This window comes from Haladaptatus sp. T7, from assembly GCF_026008575.1.
Taxonomy (GTDB): Archaea; Halobacteriota; Halobacteria; order Halobacteriales; family Haladaptataceae; genus Haladaptatus; species Haladaptatus paucihalophilus.
The window spans coordinates 1-13,220 of the sequence record NZ_BROP01000002.1; the positions used below are offsets into that span (position 1 = coordinate 1).

The 13,220-nt window shown below is 62.6% G+C and carries 17 protein-coding genes and 1 tRNA gene; 11 read left to right on the plus strand and 7 right to left on the minus strand.

The window, feature by feature from the left end; genetic code table 11:
- The 5 genes from OPC11_RS06005 to OPC11_RS06025 all read left to right on the plus strand — a co-directional run.
- Positions 1-812, plus strand: an 812-nt coding sequence (locus OPC11_RS06005; RefSeq protein WP_264781333.1) for a S8 family peptidase, incomplete at its 5' end; no start/stop codon positions are given.
- Positions 813-984: 172 nt separating this feature from the next.
- A complete protein-coding gene (locus tag OPC11_RS06010; RefSeq protein ID WP_264781334.1) occupies positions 985-2,175 on the plus strand; it encodes a S8 family serine peptidase in 1,191 nt (396 codons plus the stop codon).
- Between the two features lie 152 nt (positions 2,176-2,327).
- Complete coding sequence (locus OPC11_RS06015) at positions 2,328-3,461, plus strand: S8 family peptidase (protein WP_264781335.1); 1,134 nt, start codon at positions 2,328-2,330, stop codon at positions 3,459-3,461.
- Positions 3,462-3,568: 107 nt separating this feature from the next.
- Positions 3,569-4,681 (plus strand): S8 family peptidase, encoded by a 1,113-nt coding sequence (locus OPC11_RS06020; protein WP_007982849.1) that lies wholly within the window; start codon positions 3,569-3,571, stop codon positions 4,679-4,681.
- A gap of 203 nt (positions 4,682-4,884) precedes the next feature.
- A complete protein-coding gene (locus OPC11_RS06025) occupies positions 4,885-5,217 on the plus strand; it encodes a BsuPI-related putative proteinase inhibitor (protein ID WP_007982850.1) in 333 nt (110 codons plus the stop codon).
- Positions 5,218-5,248: 31 nt separating this feature from the next.
- Here OPC11_RS06025 and OPC11_RS06030 read toward each other — a convergent pair whose 3' ends face one another.
- Complete coding sequence (locus tag OPC11_RS06030) at positions 5,249-6,181, minus strand: NAD-dependent epimerase/dehydratase family protein (protein ID WP_007982851.1); 933 nt, start codon at positions 6,179-6,181, stop codon at positions 5,249-5,251.
- A gap of 124 nt (positions 6,182-6,305) precedes the next feature.
- Here OPC11_RS06030 and OPC11_RS06035 point away from each other — a divergent pair, with 124 nt between their 5' ends.
- Entirely contained in the window at positions 6,306-6,851 is a 546-nt protein-coding gene (locus OPC11_RS06035; RefSeq protein ID WP_264781336.1) for a tRNA (cytidine(56)-2'-O)-methyltransferase, read from the plus strand.
- A gap of 65 nt (positions 6,852-6,916) precedes the next feature.
- Here OPC11_RS06035 and OPC11_RS06040 read toward each other — a convergent pair whose 3' ends face one another.
- Complete coding sequence (locus tag OPC11_RS06040; protein WP_007982855.1) at positions 6,917-8,059, minus strand: acyl-CoA dehydrogenase; 1,143 nt, start codon at positions 8,057-8,059, stop codon at positions 6,917-6,919.
- Between the two features lie 71 nt (positions 8,060-8,130).
- Positions 8,131-8,421 (minus strand): hypothetical protein, encoded by a 291-nt coding sequence (locus OPC11_RS06045; RefSeq protein ID WP_007982856.1) that lies wholly within the window; start codon positions 8,419-8,421, stop codon positions 8,131-8,133.
- A 133-nt stretch (positions 8,422-8,554) separates the two neighbouring features.
- Between OPC11_RS06045 and OPC11_RS06050 the strand changes: the two genes are divergently transcribed.
- On the plus strand, positions 8,555-9,379 hold the full coding sequence (locus OPC11_RS06050; RefSeq protein ID WP_264781337.1) for a hypothetical protein: 825 nt from the start codon (positions 8,555-8,557) through the stop codon (positions 9,377-9,379).
- Here OPC11_RS06050 and OPC11_RS06055 read toward each other — a convergent pair.
- On the minus strand, positions 9,363-9,929 hold the full coding sequence (locus OPC11_RS06055; protein WP_264781338.1) for an NUDIX domain-containing protein: 567 nt from the start codon (positions 9,927-9,929) through the stop codon (positions 9,363-9,365). The two genes, OPC11_RS06050 and OPC11_RS06055, sit on opposite strands and share 17 nt — an antisense overlap.
- Before the next feature lie 159 nt (positions 9,930-10,088).
- Between OPC11_RS06055 and OPC11_RS06060 the strand changes: the two genes are divergently transcribed.
- The 3 genes from OPC11_RS06060 (at position 10,089) to OPC11_RS06070 (ending at position 10,983) form a co-directional block, all read left to right on the plus strand.
- The gene (locus OPC11_RS06060; protein WP_007982862.1) at positions 10,089-10,277 is read left to right on the plus strand and encodes a hypothetical protein; all 189 of its coding nucleotides are present in this window, start codon (positions 10,089-10,091) and stop codon (positions 10,275-10,277) included.
- A gap of 30 nt (positions 10,278-10,307) precedes the next feature.
- Positions 10,308-10,727, plus strand: coding sequence for an RNA-binding protein (locus tag OPC11_RS06065; RefSeq protein ID WP_264781339.1), 420 nt, complete (start codon positions 10,308-10,310; stop codon positions 10,725-10,727).
- A gap of 100 nt (positions 10,728-10,827) precedes the next feature.
- Positions 10,828-10,983 carry a hypothetical protein gene (locus OPC11_RS06070; RefSeq protein ID WP_154652468.1) on the plus strand — a complete coding sequence of 52 codons (156 nt, stop codon included), beginning with the start codon at positions 10,828-10,830 and terminating at the stop codon, positions 10,981-10,983.
- Positions 10,984-11,366: 383 nt separating this feature from the next.
- On the opposite strand, the gene OPC11_RS06075 is transcribed toward OPC11_RS06070, so the two are convergent.
- A tRNA-Leu gene (locus OPC11_RS06075) sits at positions 11,367-11,451 on the minus strand.
- An 86-nt stretch (positions 11,452-11,537) separates the two neighbouring features.
- On the opposite strand from OPC11_RS06075, the gene OPC11_RS06080 reads away from it, so the two are divergent.
- Positions 11,538-11,858, plus strand: a complete 321-nt coding sequence (locus tag OPC11_RS06080; RefSeq protein WP_069451150.1) for a cyclin — start codon at positions 11,538-11,540, stop codon at positions 11,856-11,858.
- A gap of 22 nt (positions 11,859-11,880) precedes the next feature.
- On the opposite strand, the gene OPC11_RS06085 is transcribed toward OPC11_RS06080, so the two are convergent.
- A complete protein-coding gene (locus OPC11_RS06085; RefSeq protein ID WP_007982868.1) occupies positions 11,881-12,360 on the minus strand; it encodes a phosphopantetheine adenylyltransferase in 480 nt (159 codons plus the stop codon).
- Positions 12,361-12,410: 50 nt separating this feature from the next.
- The gene (locus OPC11_RS06090) at positions 12,411-13,175 is read right to left on the minus strand and encodes a MarR family transcriptional regulator (protein ID WP_264781340.1); all 765 of its coding nucleotides are present in this window, start codon (positions 13,173-13,175) and stop codon (positions 12,411-12,413) included.
- Between the last annotated feature and the right edge of the window lie 45 nt (positions 13,176-13,220).

Here is a 13,220-nt window from a genome sequence, read left to right on the forward strand (position 1 = left end):
CACACTCGAACGGTGACACGGGTTCGGGTGCCGACATCGCCATCATCGACACCGGTATCGATTCCGACCACCCGGACTTGCAGGCGAACATCGGTAGCGGCAAATCGTTCGTCAAATGTCGCGGTGGCAAGAAGACGTGCCGAAACAACTGGGACGACGACAACGAACACGGGACCCACTGTGCCGGTATCGCGGACGCGGTGAACAACGGGCAGGGCGTCGTCGGCGTCTCGACGCAAGCGACGCTTCACGCTGTCAAAGTGCTCAGCTCGCGGGGGAGCGGTTCGTACTCCGACATCGCGGCCGGTATCGAGTACGTCGCGGACCAGGGCTGGGACGTCGGGAGTATGAGCCTCGGCGGTTCGTCCGGCTCCGCGACGCTCCGAGACGCGTGCCAATACGCCGTGAACAACGGCGTGTTCCTCGTCGCGGCCGCCGGTAACTCGGGTCCGTGTACGGACTGTGTGGGATACCCGGCTGCCTACCCCGAAGTGATGGCGGTGGGTTCGACGAACGATTCGGACGGCCTCTCGTACTTCTCCAGTACCGGTCCGGAAGTCGAAATCGCCGCACCGGGCAGTAGCATCTACTCGACCGTCCCCGGCGGTTACGACACTCTCTCGGGAACCTCGATGGCCTGCCCGCACGTCGCCGGTGCCGCCGGACAGTTGATGGCCAACGGCGCGTCGAACACGCAGGCACGAGACACCCTCAAGCAGACCGCAGAAGACCTCGGGCTGTCCGCCAACGAGACCGGTTCGGGTCTTCTCGACGTCGCCTCGGCACTCGGCTACGACTCCAGCGACAACTGAACGGCAGACTATCACCGACAGTACGTTTTCTACTGTTTTCACGTAATTGTCGGCCCAACCTATTGTCATCCTACGTTTAGTAGCCGGATTAAAGTATAATTTCCTAGATATTATATTTATATAAAGTAGAATAGTTAATTTTTTAAACCCATGTGATGTTCTGACTAATGGTATGGTAAGGAAAGCCAATGGCGTATCACGGCGGAATATTCTCAAAGTAACAGGTGGCTCGCTAGCGGCGGCCGGGGCAACCGGCCTGGCGTCGGCAGCGCCGACGGACAAAGTGGAAGTCAACGTCGGATTCAAGAGCGCACGCGGTCGCGCGATGGCCCGGAGCAGCGCGGACGAAATCGTCCGCGAGTTCGATTCCATCGAGGCGATGACGATTCGCGTGCCCAAGCGCGCGGTAACGGCACTCGAAAAGAACCCGAACATCCGCTACGTGGAGGAGAACGGTACGATGGAAGCACTCGGTCAGACGCTCCCGTGGGGCGTGGACCGCGTGGACGCCGAGGTCGCACACTCGAACGGTGACACGGGTTCGGGTGCCGACATCGCCATCATCGACACCGGCATCGACGACGACCATCCCGACCTGCAGGCGAACATCGGTAGCGGCAAATCATTTGTCTCCTGTGGGAGCGGCGGATACACCGGGAGTTGTATCCTCTACGGCAACAGTAACTCCTGTAACGACTCGTGGTCCGACGACAACAACCACGGAACCCACTGTGCCGGTATCGCGAACGCCGTGGACAACGGGCAGGGCGTCGTCGGCGTCTCGACGCAAGCGACGCTCCACGCCGTGAAGGTTCTCGACTGCTCCGGTAGCGGTTCCTTCTCCGACATCGCGGCCGGTGTCGAGTACGTCGCGGACCAGGGCTGGGACGTGGCGAGCATGAGCCTCGGCGGCTCTTCGGGCTCGCAAGCCCTGCACGACGCGATTCAGTACGCCTACGACAACGGAGTCGTCATCGTCGCCGCGGCCGGAAACGACGGACAGTGTACCGACTGCGTCGGCTATCCGGCGGCGTACTCCGAGACCATCACGGTCGCGTCCTCGAACGACAGCGACCAGCAGTCCTCGTTCTCCAGTCAAGGTCCCGAGGTGAACATCATCGCACCCGGTACCGACATCTACTCGACCGTTCCCAGCGGCTACGACACGTACTCGGGCACGTCGATGGCGACTCCGCACGTCGCCGGTGCCGCCGGTCAACTCATCGCACAGGGGTACTCGGCCCGCGATGCCGAGAGCCGACTCCTGAACACGGCAAAGGACCTCGGTCTGTCGAGCAACGTGCAGGGAAGCGGCCTCCTCGACGTCGCCGCGGCGCTCGGCTACGACTCCAGCGACAACTGAACGGCGAAGATACCCGAACGACCCCCTCTTTCGTCTTGTTTGAGCAAGGAACGATCCGCATAGAGTCGGGAATAGCGTCTCTCTCGTCCCCCGGACAATATTTTCATACAATATTAGAAAATATTATGTGGTTGTATTTTATATATGAATTGATGTCGAAAGAAATCAAGAATGCGACGCGACGAAGCGTGCTGAAAGCGACCGGCGTATCGATGGTTGGCGTCGGTGCGAGCGGCGTCGCCGCCGGAAAACGCGAACTTCGGGAAGTGAACATCGGGTTCGAAAGTCGGGCAGGTCGTCGGCTGGCTCTCGAATCGGCGAACGACGTCGTTCGGGAGTTCTCGGGCATCGACGCGGTGACGATTCGTGTCCCGGAGGTCGCGATTTCCGCGCTCGAATCGGCACCGGGCGTGACCTATGTGGAGGAGAACGGCACGATGCACGCCCTCGGCGAAACCCTTCCGTGGGGCGTGGACCGCGTGGATGGCGAGGTCGCAACCGCGAACGGTGCGACCGGAACCGGGGTGGACGTGGCGGTCGTGGACACCGGCATCGACGCGAACCATCCCGACCTGCAGGCGAACGTCGGGTCCGGGAAATCCTTCGTCGGGAGTTCGTGGAGCGACGACAACGGCCACGGGACGCACGTCGCGGGCACTATCGCGGCCGTCGATAACTACAGCGGCGTCGTCGGCGTCGCGCCCGGGACCACGCTCCACGCCGTGAAGGTTCTCAGCAGCACCGGGGCGGGGTCGTACTCCGATATCGCGGCCGGTATCGAGTGGGCGGCCGACCACGGACACGACGTCATCAACCTGAGCCTCGGCGGGTCGTCGAGTTCCTCGACGGTCGATGCCGTCGTGCAGTACGCCTACGACAACGGATGTCTCCTCGTCGGTGCGGCGGGCGGGTCCGGGCCGTGCAGCGGCGGTTGCGTCGGCTATCCGGCCTCGGCGTCGGAAGTCATCGCGGTGAGTGCGACGAATCAAAGCGACGACATCGCCAGCTTTTCGAGCAGAGGACCGGAGATAGAACTCGCCGCACCCGGTCAGGACATCGAATCGACGTACTGGGACGACACCTACGAGACCCTCTCGGGCACGTCGATGGCAACGGCACACGTCTCCGGCGCGGCCGCCCAAGTGATGGCCGCGGGCTACTCGAACACCGGCGCACGACAGCGATTGCGCGACACCGCGGAGGACCTCGGCTTATCGAGCGACGAACAGGGCTACGGCCTCGTAGACGTCGCTGCAGCACTGGGATTCGATTCGAGCAATAACTGAACGGCGGTGGGTAACGGCACAAATTATTTCACAATTTAGTCTGTTCTAATTAATCTCATAATCTCAGAAAAAAATTTAAGAGAATATACTTCATCGTTTTGCCTGCAATGCCACGCAACAAAAACGGCGTTTCACGACGTAACGTTCTCAAGGTCACAGGCGGTGCGACGGCAGGACTCGCCGTCACCGGTTTCGCAAACGCGAAGCCGAGCGATAGAGTACGGGTCAACATCGGCTATACGGGCGAATCGGGGCGACGGGCGGCGCTCGATGCGGCATCGGTGGTTCACCACGACTTCTCGTTCGACGCGGTTACGCTCGAAGTACCCAAGCGCGCCATCACGGCACTGGAACAGCGAAGCGAGGTACGCTACGTCGAGGAAGACGGGACGATGCACGCGTACGCACAGACGCTTCCGTGGGGTGTCGACCGCGTGGACGCGGATGCCGCCCACGACTCCGGGTACACGGGGTCGGGTGCCGACATCGCCATCATCGACACCGGTATCGACGCCTCGCATCCCGACCTCGACAACAACCTCGGTAGCGGAACGTCCTACGTCGGGTCGAGCTGGGACGACGACAACGGCCACGGAACCCACTGCGCCGGTATCGCGGCCGCCGAAGACAACGGACAGGGCGTCGTCGGCGTCGCGCCCGAGGCCACGCTCCACGCCGTCAAAGTCCTGAACAGCAACGGAAGCGGTTCGTACTCCGATATCGCGGCGGGTGTCGAGTACGTCGCGAACCAAGGCTGGGACGTCGGGAGTATGAGCCTCGGCGGTTCGTCCGGTTCCTCGGCGCTCAAGGACGCGGTTTCGTACGCCTACGATAACGGCGTGTTCCTCGCCACGGCGGCCGGTAACTCGGGTCCGTGCTCGAACTGCGTGGGCTATCCGGCGGTGTACAGCGAGTGCGTGGCTATCAGCTCGACGAACGATTCGGACGGCCTCTCGTACTTCTCCAGTACCGGTCCGGAAGTCGAACTCGCCGCGCCCGGCAGCAGCATCTACTCGACCTACTACGGGGACAGCTACGACACTCTCTCGGGTACCTCGATGGCCTGCCCACACGTCGCCGGTGCCGCGGGCATCCTGATGGGACAGCTCGGCTACTCCAACACCGGCGCGCGAAGCCGACTCAACAACACGGCGGAGAACCTCGGCCTGTCCAGCAACCAGCAGGGTAACGGCCTGCTCGACGTGTACTCCGCGATCTGAACGGACACTTCACCCCACCACCAATCGCATCGCATAACACCACCGCATCGCATACCACCACCGCATCGCACCGACGATGCGCTTTTACCGGCACCTTCTCGGCACCAGCGGGGGAATTCCGGGACGTGAACCACCGACGGTAGGCAGTGGCCGGGTGTACCCGGAGGACAACCTTTTCGAGGCAGGACATCGTACGGAAAATAATGACGCTCGAAAGCGAGGTGACGGCGACGCCGACCGGCGGAGCCGTCGAGTTCGAACTGACGGTTCGAAACCCGGACGCCGATTCGCGGAACGTGACGTTCAGAAGCGGACTCAAGGCGGATTTCGCCGTCCTCGAAGACGGTGCGGAGATCTGGCGCGCGAGCGACGGAAAGATGTTCACGCAGGCGCTCCAATCCGAGTCGTTCGACCCGGATACGGAGCGGACCTATCCGGGTGAGTGGCCGGACCCCAGTCCGGGCCAGTACACCGTCGTCGCAACGCTCGAAATCATGGACGAGGACGTGGAAGCGCGGACGGACTTTTCGGTCTGATTTTCGAAAACGAGGTTCGACCGAATCCGGGTCAGTCGAGTCTATCGTACAACTGCTCGGCCGCCCGACGAACCGCTTCGTCGCTGCTCTGTGCGGGCGTCCACCCCAGCGCGGACAGTTTCTCGATGGACAGTCGCATCTTCGGCACGTCGCCCGTCCACCCGCGGTCGCCGCCGGTGTACTCGTACTCGGGGTCGAGGTCCATCACGTCCGCCACGATGTCGGCGATGGCGTTGACCGAGGTGGTCGTCCGCGTCCCGAGGTTGTAGGTGTTCATCGCATCGTCGGCGTTCTCGACGACGTAGCGCATCGCTTCGGTGCACTCGGTGACGTGCATGTAAGACTTCTCCTGCAATCCATTTCCGAGGATGGTCAGCACGTCGGGGTTCTCGTCCAACTTCTCCACGAAGTCCGGGACGACGCCCGCGCCGAACCGCGGACCGACGATGTTGGCGAATCGGAAGTTCCACACGGTGAAATCGTAGGAGTGGGCGAACGTCGAGAGGAGCGCCTCCTCCGAGAGTTTCGCCGACCCGTAGATGCTGATGGGTTCGAGCGGCGCGTAATCTTCGGGCGTCGGCCGCGGGGCCTCGCCGTACACCGTCGAGGAGGACGTAAACGCGAAGTTCGTCACGCCGACCTCGTCCATGCGTTCGAGAATGTTGTACGTCATCTCGCCGTTCTCCTCGAACTGGGGCCGCGGGTCGTCGGTGTTGACGTACTTATCCGCCGCGGCGAAATGGAAGACGGCATCGAAGGAGCCGTCGATGACCGCCTCGACGGCGGATTCGTCGGTTAAATCGGCCTGAACGAACTCGGCGTCGTCGTGAACGGACGACTCGACTCCGTTGGAGAGGTCGTCCGCGACCACCACGTCGTTGTCCGCGACGAGGTCGTCGACCATCTGGGAACCAACCAAACCGGCACCGCCGGTTACGAGAACTCGTTTACCGGAGAGTTGCATGCACGGTTCTGCGATTGTGGCCGGGAAGTGTGTTCCGGTCTGCCGGAACGCCGTCGAAAAAACGTCGCGTTACCGCAATCCGTATTTCGAAACCTCCTAACGCGTTCGGCCGCCATCGAAGCGTATGCACGACGAACCGTCGGTCACGGTCGTCCGTCTCGGCCACCGACCCGGACGCGACGAACGGATGACCACACACGTCGGACTCACCGCCCGCGCGTTGGGTGCGGACCGCGTGGTCCTTCCCGACAACGCGGGACAATCGCAGGAGACCATCCGCGACATCACCGACCGCTTCGGCGGCCCGTTCGAGGTCGAACTGTCCGGCAGTCAGAAGGCGCTCATCCGAAACTGGGAGGGAACCGTCGTCCACCTCACGATGTACGGCGAGCGCGTACAGGACGTGGAAACCGAGATTCGGGACGCACACGCGGACGAACCGCTCCTCGTCGTCGTCGGGGCGGAGAAAGTTTCGTTCGACGTGTACGAAGCCGCCGACTGGAACGTCGGCGTGACCAACCAACCGCACTCCGAAGTCGCCGGACTCGCCGTCTTCCTCGACCGGTTGTTCGACGGCCGCGAACTCGACCGGGAATGGGAGGACGCCCAACAGCACGTCATCCCCAAGGAGACGGGAAAGCAGGTCGAACCCGTCGGCGAGAAGGAGTAAGAAGAAAGAAGAAGTGTCGAAGGAGTAAGAACCGACCGCACGTTTCGTTTTCAGCACTCTTCAGCTCAGTCCATCATCTGCGCCGCGATGGTGTTCCGGAGGACTTCGCTCGTTCCCTCGTATATCTCGTTCAGTTTGGCGTCGCGGTAGTAGCGTTCCACGTCGAAATCCGTCGTGTAGCCGTAGCCGCCATGGATCTGAATCCCTTCGTTGGCGACTTCGCGCGAGATTTCGCTGGCGAACAGTTTGGCCTGTGCGGCGTGCTTGATGAAGTCCTCGCCCCGAATCTTGCGGTCGGCGGCGCGGTGCATGAGCAGTTTGGCGGCCTGTACCTTCGTGTCCATGTCGGCCAGTTTGTGCTGGATGGTCTGGAAGTCGCTGATGGGCCGGTCGAACTGCTCGCGCTGTTGGGCGTATTCGAGCGCGTCGTCCCGCGCGGCGCGGGCGAGGCCGATGCTCCGCGCGGCGATGGTGATACGCCCGCCGTTGAGCGTCTTCAGCGCGTGGACGAACCCGTCGCCCTCCTCACCGAGCAGGCGGTCCTCGGGGATTCGAAGGTCGCTGAACCGGAGTTCCGCCGTCGGACAACCCTTGTCGCCGAGTTTGTGTTCGGTTCCCTCGACGTGGAAGCCGTCGTCCTCCTCGGGGCGGACGACGAACGACGAGATTCCCTTGTTACCGGCATCGGGGTCCGTCTTGGCGAAGACGGTCACGGTGTCGGCGACGGAGCCGTTCGAAATCCAGAGTTTGCCGCCGTTGAGGACGTACTCGTCGCCGTCCTTCTCGGCCGTGGTGTCCATCGCCGGGACGTCGCTTCCCGCGCCGGGTTCCGAGAGCGCGAACGCGCCGATGTCGGTGCCTTGGTTGAGCGGCGTGAGGTACTCCTGTTTTTGCTCCTCGTTCCCGAACTCGTAGAGCATGTTACCCGCGAGGCTGGTGTGGGCCGCGACGATGGTGCCGAGGCCGCCGCTCCCCCGCGAAATCTCTTCGAGACCGATGGCGTAGGAGTGGTAATCGAGTCCGGCCCCGCCGTACTCCTCGGGGAAGGGCATGCCCATCAGGCCGAGGTCTGCCATCTCCGAGACGAGGTCGCTGGGGAACTCGTCGGTTTCGTCGATTTCCGACGCGCGAGGTTTGATCTCCTCGTCAACGAACTCCGCGACCATATCCCGGATCTGTTTCTGCTCTGCGGAGAGACTGAAGTCCATACGGGAGAATGTGGGTAGTCAATCCTTTACTTTTCGCATCCCGGCCGCTACCCGTTTACAGCGGCCGCCGTTTAGGACAGTCGCTTGCGGATGGAGTCGAGCGTGACGACGCCCTGCACGAGGTACGACGCTTCCTTGCTCTTCGGGGCAATCGTCGCCGCACCGAGCAGGAGCGCGCCGCGCTTCGCGTTACCCTTCTGGAAGGCGTAGCCCGCTTGCGCGAGCAGGGACAGGATGTTCAGCTTGTCGAACGAGGAACTCCCGGACCCCTGCAACGCCTTCAGCGGTCGGTCCTCGCCGGGGGCCGCGGACGGGAGGACGCCCAAACAGGCTCGCGTGATGCCGAGTAGTGTTCGAATCATGGACTAGAGCATCGGGTCTCCTCCGGGGTAGGTCTGTGGTGCGAACTCGAAAGGGGTTGAAGAGGGGGGAGCCGACGGAGGGTCGAATGCCGCGTTCGAAACGTCTTACCGGCGCGAACCCGAACGGCGAACCATGTACGGCGTGGTGACGCGAAACCCCGAGGAACTCGACTGGCCCGAGTTCGAGCGTGGGTTCTACGAGATGAAGGACGTGACGGGACGTGCAACCGAACCGGTCGAGGCGGGCGTGAACATGATTTCGTGCTTCGGCGACAGCACCGCCGCCGAAAACGACCCGTCGCTGGTTCCCGTGAGCGACGAGGGCGAACTCGCCACGCGCGAGCAACCCTACTTCGACTGGGGGTACATCTGCCCGACCCGCGAGGCGTACCGAGACGGGCTGTTGGAGATGGTCTCCGACGCCGCCGAGGCGTACCCCGACGTTCGATTGGACGACGTGGGCTTCCCGCGGGCCGAATACTGCCACTGCGAGCAGTGCGAATCGGAGTTCGCGGCGAGCGGCTACGACGACTGGAAGGCGTGGCGCGCGAGCGTCATCACGGAGTTCGTCGCGGAGGCGAGCGACAGAATCCCCGGCAAGACGTATCTGACGCTGTATCCCGACCCCTACCCCGGCCACCTCTACGAGCGGGCCGGACTCGATTTGGACGCGCTCTCCGAACACGTGGACGAGTTCGTCGTTCCGCTGTACGACATGGCCTATTCGACCACCTACTGGCTCGAAGTTATCGCCAGCGGGTTCGAAGACGCCCTCGACGCGCCGTTCAGCATCGAACTCTACGCGGTGGATATCGACATCGACGACCTCATTCACGCCACGGAGGTCGCCGACGCCTACGGTAACGACGTGTTCTTCGGCTACGAATCAGGGAACGCCCGCGCCGCGGTTCGGCGGATGGACGCCGACTCCCGCGACGGCGTTACGCACGGGAACTGAATTTCTCTTCTCTCCACTGCACCAGTTGCTCGCGGTCGCGGGTGTTCTCCGGGAGTTCGGCGAACCACTTCGCGTCCGTTATCTCGCCGTCGGGGTCACACAGCGTCGGCGTCGTCGTTTCCGCACAGGCCTGAAACACCGGGAGGACGCCCCACGTCGAGTAGTCGCCGCACCGAATCGCCGTCCGGGTCGCAATCGCCAATCCCTCGTAATCGGCTTCGACACCCGCTTCCTCGCCGAGTTCACGCTCCGCGGCCTCGCGGTAGGTCTCGTCCGCTTGAATGCCGCCGCCGGGGAGTACCCACATATCTACCCCGGCGTGCCAGACGAGGAGGAGTTCGCGGGACGGGCGGTAGACGATGGTGTGTGCACCGTACGGTGCACCGCTTTCGGACACGCGGTTGGCGAGCGTGCGAAACCGACCGCGGGACACCTCGTAGTTTCGCGTGAACTCCAGAAACTCCGTGTGTCGTTCCGTCAGACGGTGATAGGCCTGTTCCGCCCGTTGTTCGGCCTCGGTCGCGAGAAACCACAGCTCATCGAGCGTCATCGTATAACTGACCGCGGGCAGCCCCTGAGGACGAGCGAGAATCCGAGTGCGCGAGGAGTCCAATCATATGCCACGATATTCTGGCGGGCGAAATAAGCCTTCGGACGGCGACACTCGTGAATCGGTCGGTTTTTACGACCGGATGGGCTATCCGGCGGTATGAGCTTCGAAGAAGACGACGCGGTGATTCTGCACGACCAGCACAGCGAGTACGACGGCGAAGAAGGCACGGTCACGCAAGTCATGGAGAACATGTTCGGCGACGCCACCTACACCATCAGCTTCGAGGACGGCCAGGAGACGGGCATCCCCGAAGATTCCCTCGAGGCCGTCGAGGACGAGGAGTAACTTTTCTTTCTTGGATTCGTACTGACCAACATGGCTAGCGTTCCGTTTCACTACATCGACCTGCGGGCATTCTGCTATGCGACCGAAGACGACCAGCGCGTCGAGGACGCCCTCCGCGCGTACCTCCCCGAAGACGCCGAAATAGAGCGAATGAAAAGCGAGGGACACCTCGGCGACCGCATCCTCATCCTCTCGGCGCGGATGGAAAACGCGGACGAGATGCGCCACATCCTCGGCAGGCTCCGCGAACTCGACGACATCGAGGACCTGCGCGACGAACTCGACCAGCGCGTGGACGACAACTGCTCGTTTTTCGTCTCGCTCGACAAGCAAGCCGCATACCGCGACGAAATCGAACTCGGCGACGGAATCACCCTCCGCGCGAAAGTCGAAGCCTACCCCGCAAAGAAGGATGCCGCGGTCGAGAACGCCCGAAAAGCGCTGTCGTAACCCTGATTACGGGGTCTCGCTCCCGATTAAGCCGACACAAAGTTTATCACAGTCCCTACTGTTGTGACAATCGTTACCACGCAACGCGTGGATGAGTATCATGCAAGAGTGTCCATACTGTAATTCTGACCTTCGTCACGGCGGTAACTCACGGACGACCCGCAACGGCAACCCGACCGGCCACAAGAGCACCGGTACCGAGTACGTGTCGTGTCCCGACTGCGGCGGTATGATCGACGGCTTCTCGGCCCACTAACCACGCGAACGCCTCTTTCGATTTTTTGTCGTCCCGTGCGCTCGGCGGGATGTGATTTTCGTCCCGAGCGCATGCTCTGCGGTGTTCACGGTGGAACTGTGCGGGACCGGATTCGAACCACGCCCGAACGGTTCTGCTCGCTCACATCCGTTCGCTGTGGACTGCGTTCGATCTCCTTCGAATCTGCTCGGCAATTTTCATCACTCATGCTGCGGGGAGCACACGCTACGCGGTGTTCCCCGGTTATTCGTGATGAAAATGTGCGGGACCGGATTCGAACCACCTGAAGACGCTTCCTCACTCGCGGTGCTCGTGAGACTGCTTCTTCCGTACTTCGAATCCACTGCGCAATTTTGCTACTCGCGGTGTTGCTCGTGGCAAAATGTGCGGGACCGGATTCGAACCGGCGGACCTCTACAGGACAGCGTCCTAAGCGCTGCGCCGTTGGCCTAGCTTGGCTACCCGCACGCAGTAGGGGCTTTTCAGGTGCGAGATAAGAAACTGTCGTTCTCCTCGGACGAGCGTTTATAACGGATGACGCGCTAATTTTCCTCGTGTATCGGGCTCGTGACCAAGTGGAAAACGAATCGTGGCTCGCCGAACTCCAACAGGCCGCCGACCGTCTCGACCTCGAAACCGCCGCTCGGTCGCGGGCAGCGGACCTCTTTCTCTCGACGGTCTCCGACGCCGAGGACCCCGAAGACCGCTCGAAACGCGCGGTCGCCGCGGCCAGTCTGTACGCGGGGTCGCTCATCGAGAGCGACCAGCGCTCACAGCAGGCGGTCGCGGACGCCATCGGCGTCTCTCGATTGACGATTCAACAGCGCTGGAAGACGGTCCTCGAAGAGGCGGGGCTTCAACCGCCGTCGTGGTAGCCGATAGAGAAGAGAAAGAACCTCAGTTGCGCCCGTCGCTGTCGGGGGTCAGGTTTCCGTGTTCGTCGATTTCCCCGGCGACGATGCGCGTGCTGGAGATGATGTCGCCGTCCTCGGCCGTGACGTGCGGGACCACGACGATTTCGAGGGGGTCGAAGCCGCGCTCAGCACGGAGTTCGTTGATTCGTTCGCCGCCGTGTTTCGTCTCGGGGGAGACGATGAGCACGTCGAACTGCTCCTCCGTGGCGATGCCGGTCGGTTCGGTGAGTTTCCGTACGTCGAACTCGCGGTCGTAGTCGTCCGCGAAATCTCGGAGTTCGGATTCGAGGGCGCGCTTTCGCTCCTCGAACGGGCGGACGTATCTATCCACGTTTCGAGTCGCCGGGGCGAGGTCGTCGCTCGTCAATCCGACGGTGACGTCGCCCAACTCGAACGCTCGCTCGAACAACGCCCGGTGTCCGTCGTGAACCGGATCAAACGTCCCACCCAACGCAACGTCCATACTCCGGCGAATGGTTCCGCGTGGTTTATCACCTTCGGAACGGCGTGCCGTCACCCGACGGGTCGGGACTCCTTTCGATACCGTCGGTACAGTTCCTCGGCCCACTCGAAGAAGGCGGGATGAGTACACTCCACGAGCGCCCGAAGCTGTCCGTCATCGTCGTAGGCCCCCGCGAGCGCCCACCCGTCGCCGAGCGTCACCCCGAACTCGACGGGACCATCGTGTCGGTAGATGTCGATGGCGCGGCGAACGAGCCTGAATTCGAGCGGGTTGAGCGAGCGCGCGGTTTCGAGCGTGTCGGCGGGCATGACGAGTTCCGTCTCGACGCCCTCGAACACGAGGTCCGCGTGAACGTCGTGATACAGGCGGCTCAGGACGGGCGCGAGCATCCGAATCGAGTCGGTCTTCCGCGAGCGGAGTCGGCTCACGTAGTGGCTCACCGGGGCCTGTGGCTGGTCCGCCGACGCGACGACGAGGGTGGCGTCGTGCAACCACGCGGGGTCGGGAAGGTGGGTCGCGTCTGGGAGATGGCGGAAGAACGCGTCGAACCGCTCGATGGTCCCCAGCGTCTCGACGTAGTTCGCGTGCGTTCGCGTGACGAGTTCGCCGCTCGGGGTGAGGGCGTACTTTCCGTCACGTTTTCGCACCCATCCGCGGTCGGCGAACTCCGAGAGGTTCCGTTGGGCGCTCCGGTGAGAGACGTCGAGCGAATCAGCGACGTCGCGCGGAGACCCGGGTGACTCGCGGAGATGGGTGAGCAAGCGCAACCGCTCCGGCGACCCCGCGAGAAACGCGACCGTCTCTGGCGTTTCCATCGGGCGAGAGTACTCGTGGGGACGATGTAAACGTCACCCTTGGAC